The sequence below is a fragment of the Pseudomonas rustica genome (genome assembly GCF_049959085.1).
Classification (GTDB): Bacteria; Pseudomonadota; Gammaproteobacteria; order Pseudomonadales; family Pseudomonadaceae; genus Aquipseudomonas; species Aquipseudomonas rustica.
On record NZ_CP188200.1, the window covers coordinates 3052208 to 3066128 of the forward strand.

At 60.6% G+C, this 13921-nt stretch carries 15 protein-coding genes; 10 read left to right on the forward strand and 5 right to left on the reverse strand.

What is annotated here, in order from left to right; translation table 11 throughout:
* Positions 1-60: 60 nt before the first annotated feature.
* The 5 genes from ribBA (at position 61) to ACP3TY_RS13930 (ending at position 5448) form a co-directional block, all read left to right on the forward strand.
* The gene (gene ribBA / locus ACP3TY_RS13910; RefSeq protein ID WP_426620343.1) at positions 61-1170 is read left to right on the forward strand and encodes a bifunctional 3,4-dihydroxy-2-butanone-4-phosphate synthase/GTP cyclohydrolase II; all 1110 of its coding nucleotides are present in this window, start codon (positions 61-63) and stop codon (positions 1168-1170) included.
* Positions 1171-1490: 320 nt separating this feature from the next.
* Positions 1491-2516: an ABC transporter substrate-binding protein gene (locus ACP3TY_RS13915; RefSeq protein WP_212546097.1), complete on the forward strand. Its 1026-nt coding sequence runs from the start codon at positions 1491-1493 to the stop codon at positions 2514-2516.
* Positions 2513-3460, forward strand: coding sequence for an ABC transporter permease (locus ACP3TY_RS13920; RefSeq protein WP_400644704.1), 948 nt, complete (start codon positions 2513-2515; stop codon positions 3458-3460). The genes ACP3TY_RS13915 and ACP3TY_RS13920 overlap by 4 nt, the downstream gene beginning before the upstream one ends.
* A 6-nt stretch (positions 3461-3466) precedes the next feature.
* On the forward strand, positions 3467-4276 hold the full coding sequence (locus tag ACP3TY_RS13925) for an ABC transporter permease (RefSeq protein WP_007918021.1): 810 nt from the start codon (positions 3467-3469) through the stop codon (positions 4274-4276).
* Positions 4277-4293: 17 nt separating this feature from the next.
* Complete coding sequence (locus ACP3TY_RS13930) at positions 4294-5448, forward strand: ABC transporter ATP-binding protein (protein WP_212549325.1); 1155 nt, start codon at positions 4294-4296, stop codon at positions 5446-5448.
* 279 nt (positions 5449-5727) lie between these two features.
* On the opposite strand, the gene ACP3TY_RS13935 is transcribed toward ACP3TY_RS13930, so the two are convergent.
* From ACP3TY_RS13935 to ACP3TY_RS13955, 5 genes are all read right to left on the reverse strand, one after another.
* A complete protein-coding gene (locus ACP3TY_RS13935; protein ID WP_426620345.1) occupies positions 5728-6453 on the reverse strand; it encodes a transporter substrate-binding domain-containing protein in 726 nt (241 codons plus the stop codon).
* Positions 6454-6469: 16 nt separating this feature from the next.
* Positions 6470-6712 carry a hypothetical protein gene (locus ACP3TY_RS13940; RefSeq protein ID WP_426620347.1) on the reverse strand — a complete coding sequence of 81 codons (243 nt, stop codon included), beginning with the start codon at positions 6710-6712 and terminating at the stop codon, positions 6470-6472.
* 49 nt (positions 6713-6761) lie between these two features.
* The gene (map, locus tag ACP3TY_RS13945) at positions 6762-7553 is read right to left on the reverse strand and encodes a type I methionyl aminopeptidase (protein WP_400644559.1); all 792 of its coding nucleotides are present in this window, start codon (positions 7551-7553) and stop codon (positions 6762-6764) included.
* Entirely contained in the window at positions 7550-7777 is a 228-nt protein-coding gene (locus ACP3TY_RS13950) for a ParD-like family protein (protein ID WP_007918027.1), read from the reverse strand. The genes map and ACP3TY_RS13950 overlap by 4 nt, the downstream gene beginning before the upstream one ends.
* A gap of 67 nt (positions 7778-7844) precedes the next feature.
* A complete protein-coding gene (locus ACP3TY_RS13955; RefSeq protein ID WP_426620350.1) occupies positions 7845-8702 on the reverse strand; it encodes a LysR substrate-binding domain-containing protein in 858 nt (285 codons plus the stop codon).
* A gap of 109 nt (positions 8703-8811) precedes the next feature.
* On the opposite strand from ACP3TY_RS13955, the gene phnD reads away from it, so the two are divergent.
* The 5 genes from phnD to ACP3TY_RS13980 all read left to right on the forward strand — a co-directional run bounded on the left by phnD (position 8812) and on the right by ACP3TY_RS13980 (position 13914).
* Positions 8812-9678, forward strand: coding sequence for a phosphonate ABC transporter substrate-binding protein (phnD, locus tag ACP3TY_RS13960; protein WP_282357968.1), 867 nt, complete (start codon positions 8812-8814; stop codon positions 9676-9678).
* On the forward strand, positions 9675-10466 hold the full coding sequence (gene phnC / locus ACP3TY_RS13965) for a phosphonate ABC transporter ATP-binding protein (RefSeq protein WP_426620351.1): 792 nt from the start codon (positions 9675-9677) through the stop codon (positions 10464-10466). The genes phnD and phnC overlap by 4 nt, the downstream gene beginning before the upstream one ends.
* Before the next feature lie 2 nt (positions 10467-10468).
* Positions 10469-11287 carry a phosphonate ABC transporter, permease protein PhnE gene (gene phnE, locus ACP3TY_RS13970; RefSeq protein WP_426620352.1) on the forward strand — a complete coding sequence of 273 codons (819 nt, stop codon included), beginning with the start codon at positions 10469-10471 and terminating at the stop codon, positions 11285-11287.
* A 110-nt stretch (positions 11288-11397) separates the two neighbouring features.
* On the forward strand, positions 11398-12489 hold the full coding sequence (gene psrA / locus ACP3TY_RS13975; protein ID WP_159814583.1) for an iron-containing alcohol dehydrogenase PsrA: 1092 nt from the start codon (positions 11398-11400) through the stop codon (positions 12487-12489).
* A 129-nt stretch (positions 12490-12618) separates the two neighbouring features.
* Positions 12619-13914: an MFS transporter gene (locus ACP3TY_RS13980; RefSeq protein WP_064392989.1), complete on the forward strand. Its 1296-nt coding sequence runs from the start codon at positions 12619-12621 to the stop codon at positions 13912-13914.
* Positions 13915-13921: the final 7 nt, after the last annotated feature.

A 13921-nucleotide genomic window follows, 5' to 3' on the forward strand; every position in this document is an offset into this window, starting at 1 on the left:
CTTTGTTGATTCTGTATTATGGTATACCAATATATTTCCAACGAACCCTGAGAGTCCAGCATGGCCTTCAACAGCATCGAAGAAATCATCGAAGATTATCGTCTCGGCAAAATGGTTTTGCTGGTCGATGACGAAGACCGCGAAAACGAAGGCGACCTGTTGCTGGCCGCCGACCGTTGCACGCCAGAAGCGATCAGCTTTATGGCCCGTGAAGCACGCGGGCTGATTTGCCTGACGCTGACCGACGACCACTGCCAGCGTTTGGGGCTGGAGCAAATGGTGCCGGCCAACGGCAGCGTGTTCAGCACCGCGTTTACCGTGTCGATTGAAGCGGCAGTTGGCGTGACCACCGGTATCTCGGCAGCGGATCGCGCCTGCACGGTTGCCGCCGCTGTCGCGCCGAATGCCCGCGCGGAAGACCTGGTGCAGCCGGGCCATATCTTCCCGCTGCGCGCCAAGGAAGGTGGCGTGCTGACCCGCGCCGGGCATACCGAAGCGGGTTGTGATCTGGCTCGCTTGGCCGGTTTCACCCCGGCTTCGGTGATTGTCGAAGTAATGAATGACGACGGCACCATGGCGCGGCGTCCCGATCTGGAGGTGTTTGCGCGCAAACACGGGATCAAGATCGGCACCATCGCCGACCTCATCCACTATCGCCTGAGCACCGAACACACCATCGAGCGGATTGGCGAACGTGAGCTGCCGACGGTGCATGGCACGTTCCGTTTGATCACCTTTGAGGATCGCATCGAGGGCGGCGTGCATATGGCGATGGTCATGGGCGATCTGCGCCGCGCAGAGCCGACGCTGGTGCGCGTGCATGTGATTGATCCGCTGCGGGATCTGGTTGGCGCGGAATACAGCGGGCCGGCGAACTGGACGTTGTGGGCGGCGTTGCAACGGGTCGCGGCTGAGGGGCATGGGGTTGTGGTGGTGTTGGCCAATCACGAGTCGTCGCAGGCGCTGCTGGAGCGCGTGCCGCAATTGACCCAGCCGCCGCGGCAGTTCAGTCGTTCGCAATCGCGGATTTATTCCGAGGTGGGGACTGGGGCGCAGATTTTGCAGAATCTGGGGGTGGGTAAGCTGCGTCACCTAGGCCCTCCTCTGAAATACGCCGGCCTGACCGGGTATGACCTGGAAGTCGTCGAAAGCATCCCCTTCACCGAATAACCCACGACGAACACAAATCCAAATGTAGGAGTGAGCCTGCTCGCGATAGCGGTGTGACATTCAACAATGATGTTGGCTGATACACCGCTATCGCGAGCAGGCTCACTCCTACAGGGGTTTTGCATTTCAGATTCATTTCTTCGAACCATAAAAAAGGACAGCCGCCAGATAACCGGTAAGGCAAAGTGCTTGCACAAAGTTTGGAATACCATAATATGATATTCCATAGACCGGACACTCCAACGAACGTCCATCTACTGCTCCCGATAGGCGGGCAACAACGCAAGCCCGCTCAAAAACACAACAATGAGGGCGTGAACATGGTGTTGAACAAAGCTGCAACCGCGATCCTTTTCGCGGGACTGCTCAGCGTCACCGGCCAGGCTGCAATGGCGGCCGACAGCGTGAACTTCGTCAGTTGGGGCGGAAGCACCCAGGACGCGCAGAAACAGGCCTGGGCCGATCCGTTCAGCAAGGCCAGCGGCATCACCGTCGTGCAGGACGGCCCGACCGACTACGGCAAACTCAAAGCCATGGTCGAGAGCGGCAACGTGCAGTGGGACGTGGTCGATGTCGAAGCCGATTTCGCCCTGCGCGCCGCCGCTGAAGGCCTGCTCGAACCCCTCGATTTCAAAGTGATTCAGCGCGACAAGATCGACCCGCGTTTCGTCAGCGACTACGGCGTCGGCTCGTTCTTCTTCTCCTTCGTCCTCGGTTACAACGAGGGCAAACTCGGCGCCAACAAGCCGCAGGACTGGAGCGCCCTGTTCGACACCAAGACCTACCCGGGCAAACGCGCCCTCTACAAATGGCCTAGTCCCGGCGTGCTCGAACTGGCACTGCTGGCCGATGGCGTACCTGCCGACAAGCTCTACCCGCTGGATCTCGATCGCGCCTTCAAGAAACTCGACACCATCAAGAAAGACATCGTCTGGTGGGGCGGCGGCGCGCAGTCGCAGCAACTGCTGGCGTCCGGTGAAGCGAGCATGGGCCAGTTCTGGAACGGTCGCATTCACGCCCTGCAAGAAGACGGCGCGCCGGTCGGCGTGAGCTGGAAACAGAACCTGGTCATGGCCGACATTCTGGTGATTCCAAAGGGCTCGAAAAACAAGGACGCAGCGATGAAGTTTCTCGCCAGCGCCAGCAGCGCCAAAGGCCAGGCCGACTTCTCCAACCTGACCGCCTACGCCCCGGTCAACCTCGACAGTGTGGAGCGTCTGGATTCGGCGCTGGCCCCCAACCTGCCGACTGCCTACGCTAAGGATCAGATCACTCTTGATTTCGCGTACTGGGCCAAAAACGGCCAGGCCATCGCGACACGGTGGAACGAATGGCTGGTCAAATGAAAATGGCGGCCACCGCGTCCCGTCCCTCCACTGCCACCGGCAGCGCCCAAAGCGCTGCCGGCTCGGCCCACGGAACACAGGCGGTTGCGATGCAGCAAGCCCCGTCCCTCAGACAACGCTGGCGCGGCGCCGGCAACCTCCTACCAGCGCTATTGTTCATCGGCCTGTTCTTTCTCGCGCCGTTGATTGGTCTGCTGCTGCGCGGCGTGCTCGAACCGACGCCAGGCCTCGGCAACTATGAACAACTGTTCGCCAACTCGGCCTATGCCCGAGTGCTGCTCAACACCTTTTCGGTGGCCGGGCTGGTGACGCTGTTCAGCCTGCTGCTGGGCTTTCCGCTGGCCTGGGCGATCACTCTGGTGCCGCGCGGCTGGGGGCGCTGGATCCTCAACATCGTGCTGCTGTCGATGTGGACCAGCCTGCTCGCCCGCACCTATTCGTGGCTGGTGCTGCTGCAAGCGTCGGGCGTGATCAACAAGGCGTTGATGGCGATGGGCATCATCGATCAGCCGCTGGAGATGGTGCACAACCTCACCGGCGTGGTGATCGGCATGAGCTACATCATGATTCCGTTCATCGTGCTGCCGTTGCAGGCGACCATGCAGGCCATCGACCCGATGATCCTGCAGGCCGGCTCGATCTGCGGCGCCAGTCCGTGGAGCAACTTCTTCCGGGTGTTCCTGCCGCTGTGCCGGCCGGGTCTGGCCTCCGGTGGTTTGATGGTGTTCGTCATGTCGCTCGGTTACTACGTCACCCCGGCGCTGCTCGGCGGGGCGCAGAACATGATGCTGCCGGAGTTCATCATTCAGCAGGTGCAATCGTTCCTCAACTGGGGCCTGGCCAGTGCCGGCGCCGCGTTGCTGATCGCGATCACTTTGGTGCTGTTCTACTTCTACCTGAAGCTTCAGCCGGAATCCCCGGTTGGCGCCAGTAACGCGAGGTAAGCCGACATGCTCCTGACCCCCAATGCGATGAGCCGGCGCATGCGCTTCGGCCTCTACGCCACCACCGGGCTGATCGGTTTGTTCCTGCTGTTGCCGATCGTGTTCATCGTGCTGCTGTCGTTCGGCTCCTCGCAGTGGCTGGTGTTTCCACCACCGGGCTGGACGCTGAAATGGTACGGCCAGTTCTTCTCCAATCCTGACTGGATGAACGCCGCAGCCGCCAGTCTCAAGGTCGCTGTGCTGACAACGATCTGCGCTGTGGCCCTCGGTTTGCCAACTGCGTTTGCACTGGTGCGCGGACGTTTTCCCGGCCGGGAAATGCTCTACGGTCTGTTCACCCTGCCGATGATCGTGCCGCTGGTGATCATCGCCGTGGCGGTGTACGCGCTGTTCCTCAAGCTCGGTTACACCGGAACCATGTTCGCCTTCGTGGTCAGCCATGTGATCGTCGCGCTGCCGTTCACCATCATCTCGATCATCAACTCGCTGAAACTGTTCGACCAGTCGATTGAAGACGCGGCGGTGATCTGCGGCGCGTCACGCCTGCAAGCGGTGTTCAAGGTGACGTTCCCGGCGATCCGCCCGGGCATGGTTGCCGGCGCCCTCTTCGCCTTCCTCGTTTCGTGGGACGAAGTGGTGCTCAGCGTGATGATGGCCAGCCCGACCCTGCAAACCCTTCCCGTGAAAATGTGGACCACCTTGCGCCAGGACCTGACGCCAGTGATCGCCGTCGCTTCGACGCTGCTGATCGGCTTGTCTGTTTTGGTCATGGTGATCGCCGCCGCATTGCGCCGGCGTAACGAAATCAGCGCCTGAGCGCCCAGGAGTACGACATGAGTGCCGTGATCAAAGACGCTTCCCAGCAGAACGACAAACCCCTGGTCAGCCTGCGCAACCTGAACAAACACTACGGCGACTTTGCCGCCGTCGACAACATCTCGCTGGACATCAAGGACGGTGAATTCCTCACTTTTCTCGGTTCCAGCGGCTCGGGCAAAAGCACCACGCTGTCGATGCTCGCCGGGTTTGAAACGCCGAGCAGCGGCGAGATCCTTGTCAACGGTGAATCGTTGGTCAATGTGCCGCCGCACAAGCGTGACATCGGCATGGTGTTTCAACGCTATTCGCTGTTCCCGCACCTGTCGGTGCGCGACAACATTGCGTTTCCTCTGGCGATTCGCAAACTAGCGGCCGCCGAACGTGAAAAGCGTGTCGATGCGATGCTGAAACTGGTGCAGCTTGAGCAATTCGCCCATCGCCGCCCTTCGCAACTGTCTGGCGGTCAGCAACAACGTGTCGCCATCGCCCGGGCGCTGGTTTACGAACCACGCATCCTGCTAATGGACGAACCGCTCGGCGCGTTGGATAAAAAGCTGCGCGAAGACTTGCAGGACGAACTGCGCCAATTGCATCGCCGTCTGGGCATCACCATCGTTTACGTGACCCACGATCAGGAAGAAGCCATGCGCTTGTCGCAACGCATCGCGATTTTCAGTCACGGCAAGATTGTTGGATTGGGCAGTGGTTATGACCTGTATCAGAATCCGCCGAATGCGTTTGTCGCGTCGTTCCTCGGTAACTCGAACTTCCTCAAGCTCAAGGCGCAGGGCAATGCGGCGGCTTCTTTTGAAGGGCAGTCATTATCGATTCGCCTGACCGCTGGGTTGCACACCGATCAGGATGTGTTGCTGATGGTGCGGCCGGAAAAAGCGCAGGCGTTGAGCGTGGCGCAAGCGATCAGCGAACCGTTGCCATCGGGTTGGAACGAGGTTTCAGCGAAGGTCGTAGAAGTGCTGTTTCTCGGCGAAAGCCAGACGTGCAGCGTGGTCACCTCCGGCGGAACCTCAATGACGGTGAAAGCATTGTCAGCCGCGGGCATGCCGCTTAAGGCCGGTGATCCGGTGCAAGTACGCTGGGCCACCGCCGATGCCTGCGTCTACACCGAATGGAGCGAAAGCGACCTCAACAAAGCCGCCGGCTCCCACTGAAATCCCCTGTAGGAGCTGCCGAAGGCTGCGATCTTTTGATCTTGCCGTTAAAAACAAGATCAAAAGATCGCAGCCTCGTTTCACTCGACAGCTCCTACAGGAATGCATTCCAAATGTGGGAGCGAGCCTGCTCGCGAATGCGGTGTGTCATTCAACGTTAAGGTTGACTGACACGGCCTCTTCGCGAGCAGGCTCGCTCCCACAGGGTCTGCCGTCATTTCAAGAATGTCCCCCTCAGGGCCACCCAAGCGTCGGGCTGCGGTGGCCCTTTTTTTGGTCTCAAGGCGCCACCGTCACATCGCCCTGCCCACTCTCGGCCAGCGCTGCAGCAACAAACCCTTCAGCCTTCTTGCGCTCAACGAACGCCCGCACATACGCCGCGCCGGCCCTGCGCCCACGGGGCACGGCCATGGCCTGGCGAATCGCCGTGAATGCACCGTCCAGCACGCGGTACCGCGCGTCGGCATCCGCGACTTCCTGCAAGGGCTGACGGACACCGGCGGCGGCATCCAGGTGTTGCTCGATAAACAGGTCAACGGCACCCGCCGAGGTTTCGGCACGCTCCAATTGTGCGTGCTGCAGCGTGCGACTGAGGAACAGGTCGTAGGCTGCGCCTTTGCCAACGGCCAATCGCAATCCTGGCTGATCGAGATCCTCGACGTTGCGATACGGGGCCTGCGCCTCGACCAGATAAGTCCCCTCAATAATCACGTAAGGCGCGCTGAACGCAATCTGAGCCTCGCGCACCGGCTCGATGGCGAGAAACGCCAGGTTCCACACGCCCTCCTCCAGCGCCGCGAAAACCTTGCCCGCCGCATCAAACGTACGCATCTCCAGCTCGACACCCAATTCGGCAGCCAGCGCTATCGCCAAAGCCACCGAAACACCCTGCGGCGCACCGTCCGCCCTGCGCTGCGCCAGCACCGGGTTGCCGAAGTTGATCGCGGCATGCAGCACCCCGTCAGGGGCGAGGTCGGCGAGTACAGCCGAGGTGATAGCACTCATGGTGTGGCTCCCATCGTCAATAGAAATAGAGGCTGAAGGCGCGCAGCCGGGTCAGGTTGCGTTCCTGAGCAACGGTGATGAAAACATCGAGGCTGGCGAAACTTATGTCGTGGTCTGGCAGGCTGCGGTTTAAACAATAACAACAGTTGAGGGATGAGATCCCTGCACACACCACATAATCTGTAGGAGCTGCCGAAGGCTGCGATCTTTTGATCTTGCTGTGAAAAAACAAGATCAAAAGATCGCAGCCTCGTTTCACTCGACAGCTCCTACAGGAATGCATTCCAACTGTGGGGGTTTTGTGGTGTTCAGGTGATTGGTGAGTAGCCTTCGATCTGATCCGGCCAGGCGGTGAGGATTTCGAAGCCGGTTTCGGTAACCGCCACCATATGCTCCCACTGCGCCGACAAAGATCCATCCTTGGTCAGCACCGTCCAGCCATCGGGCATGTTTTTCACATGACGCTTGCCGGCATTGAGCATCGGCTCCACGGTAAAAATCATCCCGGCCTTAAGCTTCATGCCCTGATTGGGAAAGCCGTAATGCAGAATCTGCGGCTCGTCGTGATAGACCTTGCCGATCCCGTGCCCGCAATACTCGCGCACGACGCTGAAGCCTTCCTTCTCCGCCAGGCTCTGGATCGCGTGGCCGATGTCGCCCAACGTCGCGCCCGGTTTCACCACGCGAATACCCGCGCACATCGCTTCGTAAGTGGTCTTGATCAAGTGCTGCGCCTCAGGCGTCGCCTCGCCTACCACGTACATGCGGCTGGTATCACCGAACCAGCCGTCCTTGATCACCGCGATGTCGAGGTTGACGATGTCGCCATCCTTCAACGGCGTCCCCGATGGAATGCCGTGGCACACCACGTCATTAACCGAGGCGCAGACGGTTTTCGGAAAGCCGTGATAGCCGACGTTGGCCGGCACCGCTTTCTGCACGTTGACGATGTAGTCGTTGCACAGCCGATCCAGTTCATCGGTGGTCACGCCGGCCTTGACGTGCGGCACCAGCATTGCCAGCACTTCAGCGGCGAGTTTGCCGGCAGCGCGGGATTGAGCGATGTCGGCCGGGGTGTTGATCTTGATCTGGTTTCTCATGCGCTGACGGCTTCCTGAGTCAGTTGTTGCAGATCCAGCCCGCCGTTCTGTTCGGCGCGGATCAGCAAGCGGCAAATGGCGCTGTGGTCGAGGTTGGGGTGCAGTTCGGCGAGCATGCCGATGCGCATCCAGTGCTCGGCTTGCGCGTTGATCGAGCGGCTGAGGGCGTTGCTGGAGATCCGCAGGTTCTCGTGCATGTCCTCTGAAATCTTTACGATGCCCATATATGAATCCGATACGATGTGTATATGGTTCGTATATTAGCCAAGCCTCGCCGAAGATTGCAAACCCTCAGCCAAGCGCCGCATCGAAAAACGACGAAATGAGCCGGCTGGAACGCCGTTCTGCCAAGCAATAAAGATACGTCTCGGTGAACAGCTCTTCGCCCTCGATTCTGATCGTGCGGATTTTTGGGTCGGCAATAAACTCCGCTTCCGACACCACACCCAATCCCAGCCCGCGCACCACCGCTTCACGCAACGCCTCACGACTGCCGATTTCCATGGCGATGCGCGGTTTTACCTGCGCCGCATTCAGCGCCTGCTCCAGCACCAGCCGCGTGGTCGAACCGGGCTCACGTTGCAGCAGCCGTTGCCCTTCCAGTTCTTCCAGGCGCACGCTGCCGCGATTGGCCAGCGGATGCTCATGGTGCGCGAACAAGATGATCGCGTGCCGCGCATAACGCACTGAACACAACGCCGGATTATCCTGACGCCCGGCCAGCACAGCGATGTCGGTGACGTAATTTTCCAGATCCGACAACACTTGCGCCGAGTTACCCACGCGGATCGACACGTCGATATTCGGATGCTGTTGCAGGTAACTGTCGACCATTTCGATCACATGAAACGGCCCCACCGCACCGACCTTGAGCTGGCCGCTGTCGAGCCGCCCGGAGTCGCGCAGCAGGTTGTGCGCTTCCAGTTCCAGCAAGGCCAGCCGTTGCGCGATCGGCAGCAGTTGCCGCCCGACATCCGACAATTCAATCCGCCGCCCACGCCGATGAAACAGTTCGACGTTGTGCTGTCGCTCCAGACTTTGCACCTGCGTGGTCAGTGTCGGTTGACTGAGCCCCGACGCCCGCGCCCCGGCACTGAAACTGCCGTGGCGGGCGACGGCGAGAAAGGCCCGCAATTTGGCGCTCGACATCCATAGACTCCATCAATAGTTAGCTGCGGTTTCGCATATTGAATTGATTGAATGACTGTCACGTGACAGACCTAGCCTGTGGCAACTCCCAACCACACCGTGGAATGCCATGAAAACAATTAACCAGTTTCTGCGTGCCGCCAGCCTTGCCGTACTTGCCCTGAGTGCCAGCCAGGTCTGGGCCAAGGACAAACTGACCATTGGCCTGATCCCTTCGGAAGACTCCCAGGCGATGATCGAATCGAGCAAACAAGTGCTCGACGATCTGCAAGCCAAAATCGGCATGCCGGTGGTGCCGTTCGTGGCCACCGATTACAACGGCATCATCGAAGCGCTGCGCTCGGGCAAACTCGACGTCGCCTACCTCGGCCCGTTCTCCTACGTGCTGGCGACCTCGGTGGCGGACGTCGAAGCGTTCTCCGTGGCGGTGACCAAGAAGACCGGCCAGAGCGCTTACAAAAGCGTGATTCTGGCGCGCAAGGACAGCGGCATTCATTCGCTGGCCGACCTCAAGGGCCATACATTCGCGTTCGTCGACCCAAGCTCGGCGTCCGGTCATTTGTTCCCGAAAGCAGGACTGGAGCAGGCCGGGTTTGTGCCGGACACTTTGTTCAAACGCGTGATTTTCTCTGGCTCCCACGACGCCAGCATCCTCGCGGTGGAGAACAAGAAAGTCGACGCCGCCGCCGTGGCTGACCGCATCTTTGCCAGCGCCGTGGCCAAAGGTGTGGTCAAGCAGGATGACTTCGAAATCGTCTGGAGTTCCAAGCCGATTCCCGAATCGCCGATGGTCTGGCGCAAGGCGCTTGACCCGGAGTTGAAGAAGAAAGTCGCCGACGCACTGGCCTCGATCAAGGACGTGCCGTGGGGTGACCAGGGTGTGCTCAATGGCTTCCAGCCCACCACCGACGCGTCCTATGACGTGGTGCGCGAAACCGCCAAGGTGCTCGATCTCGATTTGCGGAGCATGAAATGATCAGCATCCGCCAACTGAGCAAACACTACGGCAGCAACCCGGTGTTGCGCGGCATCGACCTTGACGTCGCTGCGGGCGAATTCGTCGTGGTGCTCGGTCAGTCCGGCGCCGGCAAATCGACCTTGCTGCGTTGCATCAATCGCCTGGCACAGGCCGACAGCGGCACGCTGAACGTGGCGGGCATTGATGCCCTCGCCTGCCCCGACACCAGCGTTTTGCGCCGTGAAGTGGCGATGATTTTTCAGCACCACAACGTCGTGCCGCGCCTCAGCGTATTGAAGAATGTGCTGACTGGGCGCCTCGGTTCCGTCGGCACCCTCGCCTCGATTCTGCAACTGTTTCGCCGTGACGATGTGGCGCTGGCGATGCAATGCCTGGAACGCGTCGAACTGGCGCACAAGGCCGGTGAGCGCACCGATTCATTGTCTGGCGGGCAGAAGCAACGCGTCGGTATTGCCCGCGCCTTGGCGCAACGGCCGCAGGTGATTCTGGCCGATGAACCGATCGCCAGCCTCGACCCGAAAACAGCACGGCTAGTGTTGCAGTACTTGCGCGATGCCACCCGCGAACTGGGCATCACCGTGCTGTGCAATCTTCATCAAGTCGAATATGCCCGCGAGTTCGGCGACCGCGTGGTCGGCCTCGCTCACGGCAGTCTGGTGTTCGATGGCAAAGCGTCGAGCATGACCGACGCCGATCTGGCGCGAATCTATCCGGGGCAATCGGCAGAACACTCCGTTGACGTCCCGGCGCCCACCCTGTCCTACCGCACCGCCTCGAGGGCCTGAGCATGCAATCGTCAAACTATCAGTGGGTCGGCGAACGGCCCCGTGGCACACGCGGTTGGCTGACCACCGCCGGCATCGTCCTGATCGTGCTGTGGACGCTGAACTGGAGCGCGCAAGGTGCGCAACTCAGCCTCGGTGAACTGGCAGCGGGATTGCCGCAGATTGGTGACTTTCTCTCGCGCACCTTTCCGCCGGATCTGAGCATCCTGCCGCGTCTGGTCGCGCCAGCGGTGGAGACTTTGCAGATCGCCATTTGGGGAACCCTGCTCGGCGTGATGCTGGCGATTCCGCTGTCGTTTCTCGCCGCGCGCAATCTGAGCCGCAATCGCTGGGTGTTTCACATCACCCGTCAGGCGCTGAATTTCACCCGCAGCATCAACGAACTGATCCTCGCGCTGATCTTCGTCTCGGCGGTCGGCCTCGGCCCGTTCCCCGGCGTCTTGGCGCTGGCGCTGCACGGTCTGGGCATGCTCGGCAAGTTCTTCGCCGAGAGCATCGAAGAGATCGATCAAGGCCCGATTGAAGCGCTGCAAGCCACCGGTGCGCGACCGTTGCAAGTGATCGTGTTTGGCGTTCTGCCGCAGGTGATCACGGCGTGGATTGCGGTGATTTTGTACCGCTTCGAAGTCAATCTGCGCTCGGCCACGGTGCTGGGCATGGTCGGCGCCGGCGGCCTGGGGTTCGAACTGGTAAGCAGCCTGAAGTTGTTCAAATACCCGGAAACCGCGACTTGCATCATCGTCATCACCTTCATGGTGATCGTCGCCGACACCCTCTCCAGTCGCCTGCGCGCGGCGATCCAGAGCGGTTCGGCGCACTGACATCGAACCGCTATCGGCTGAGCCGATTCAAACCTGCGAATTATCGATTTGAGCCGTTGTCGACGGGCGCTGAGTATGGCGCCACACGACAACAATAATAAGGATCCACCATGACTGCCCGCTTCCAGAACCCAGTTGATACCCGTTTCGGCTGGGGCAGCCTGCAAGACCTCGCTGCCATTACCGACCAGCAGACCGTGGCCCTCGTCACCTTCCCTGAGGCCCGTGGGCTGGGGCTGGTCGATCGCCTGCAAGCGTTGCTCGGTGAGCGTCTGGTCTACGTGTTCGAAGACGTTCAGCCCAATCCTGACGTCGCCCATCTGCGCAGCACTTATGAGCAGTTCTGGCAGCAGGCCGGTGATTGCGATGTGGTGCTCGCGGTCGGTGGTGGCAGCGCCATCGATACCGCCAAAGCGTTGATCGTCGGCACCGAGTCCGGGCATTTCGATGAGTTGTTGACCCTGCTGGCGACCGGCAAGGCGTTCACTCCCGCGCGTTGCAAACAGCTGATCGCCGCGCCGACCACCGCCGGCACCGGTAGCGAAGTCACGCCGTGGGCGACGATCTGGGACAGCGCCAGCCAGAAAAAATATTCGTTGCACCTCGACTGCACCTGGCCGCGCGTGGCGATCATCGATCCGCAACTGATGCTCACCGTGCCGGCCAGCGTCACCGTGTCCACCGGGCTCGATGCGTTGTCCCACGCGCTGGAAGCGATCTGGAACGTTAACGCCAACCCGGTTTCCGACACTTTCGCCATTTCTGCGATTGAAGACATTCTCGAATGCCTGCCGCGTCTGCAAAAAGATCTGTCGAACCAAGAGTTGCGCACACGCATGGCACTCGCCGCGCTCAAGGCCGGGCTGGCGTTTTCCAACACCAAAACCGCACTGGCGCATTCGATTTCCTACGAGATGACCCTGCGCCACGGCTTGCCCCACGGCATCGCCTGCTCCTTCACCCTGCCGCTGGTGCTCGGTCTGGCCTGGGGTCACGACGCGACGCGTGACCGCATCCTGCAACGGGTATTCGGCGAGGATCTGCTCACCGCGCAACAGCAATTGCGCGAGTTCCTCCACAGCCTCGGGGTGAAGACCGAGTTCGCCGATTACGGCGTCTCGGCCAAGGACGCCGAAGACATCATCCACCTCGCGATGCAGGGCGCGCGCGGCAAGAACTTCATCGGTTCGCAAGCTGCCTGACGCCCGACGCCACCCGATCCACCCAAGCACCGCCTGCGGCTCATAGCCGTGGTGATTTCCTGCCGCACCGAAAAAGAGTGCACCCGCCGACGACAAACGGCGGGAACCCACAACAATAAGGAAAAGATCATGAATCGTGCCGAAACAATGCCTGGTCTCGCCGTACGTTCTGCCTCGTTCCGGGTCGCGCAGTGGCGCATGCTGCTGGCGGCGATGTTCTGTTACCTGTTTTTCTACACCGGACGGCAGACCTTCGGTTTTGCCATTCCGGGGATTCAGGCCGAGTTCGGTTTGAGCAAAGAAACTCTCGGCTGGGCTTCTGCGGCGATGCTCTGGGCCTACGCCATTGGTCAGGCGATCAACGGCAACCTCGCCGATAAATTCGGTGGCCGGCGCATCATGACTCTCGGTGCGGTGTTGTCTTGCGCGGCAAACTGGGTGACCAGTTTTGCCGGCGGTTTCACCAGTCTGATCCTGCCGTGGGGCGTCAACGGATACTTTCAGGCCTTGGGCTGGGCGCCGGGCGGGCGGCTGATTGCCAATTGGTGGGCGGCCGGCGAACGCGGCAAGGTCTATGGCTTCTACACCTTCGCCGCCGGTTGCGCGTCGATTCTGTCGTACGTCACCTCCATCGTCGTGCTCGAAGTGCTACAACTGGAGTGGCGCTGGATCTTCCGTTTACCGGTACTGCTGATGCTCGCCGGCGGGATCATTTTCTATCTGGTTGCCCGCGAACGCCCGCAGGATCTGGGCTTCGAACCGGTAGGCGATACCGGCGTGGCCAACGCTGACGACAAACATCAGGAAGCCGCGCATGGCGAAGTCGAGACCTCGGCGCAACGCTATAAAGCCGTGTTGAAGAATCCGCGCCTGCTGATCGCCGCGCTGTCACTGGGCTTTCAGAACGCGGCGCGCTACGGCTTGATCGTCTGGGTGCCGGTGCACTTTCTCGGCGCCGACTGGAAAAGCGGTGACGGCATGATCGATCCGAAGTGGATCACCGTCGCCCTCCCCGTCGGCATGGCGGTTGGCGCGTTGAGCAATGGCTGGGTCTCGGACAAGCTGTTCGGTTCCAAGCGCTATCTGGCGATCATGCTCTACATGTTCCTTGGCGCCGCGACGAGTCTGTGGATGTGGAGCCTGCCGCCGCACAGCGTGATCGGCCTGGTCGCGTTGTTCCTTTGCGGCTTCTTCGTCTACGGCCCGGCGTCGAGTTTCTGGGCACTGTGTCCGGATCTGGTTGGTGCCAAACGCGCCGGCACCGCAACCGGGATCATGAACTTTTCGTCCTATCTGTTTGCCGGCCTCGCCGAGCCTTTGATCGGTCGTTTGCTTGACACCACGGCAAACACGTCTCTCATCTTCATAGTGGTCACCAGCGCCTGCCTGTGCAGCGCGGCCGTGGCATTGTTCATTCGACGCTGATGGGGCT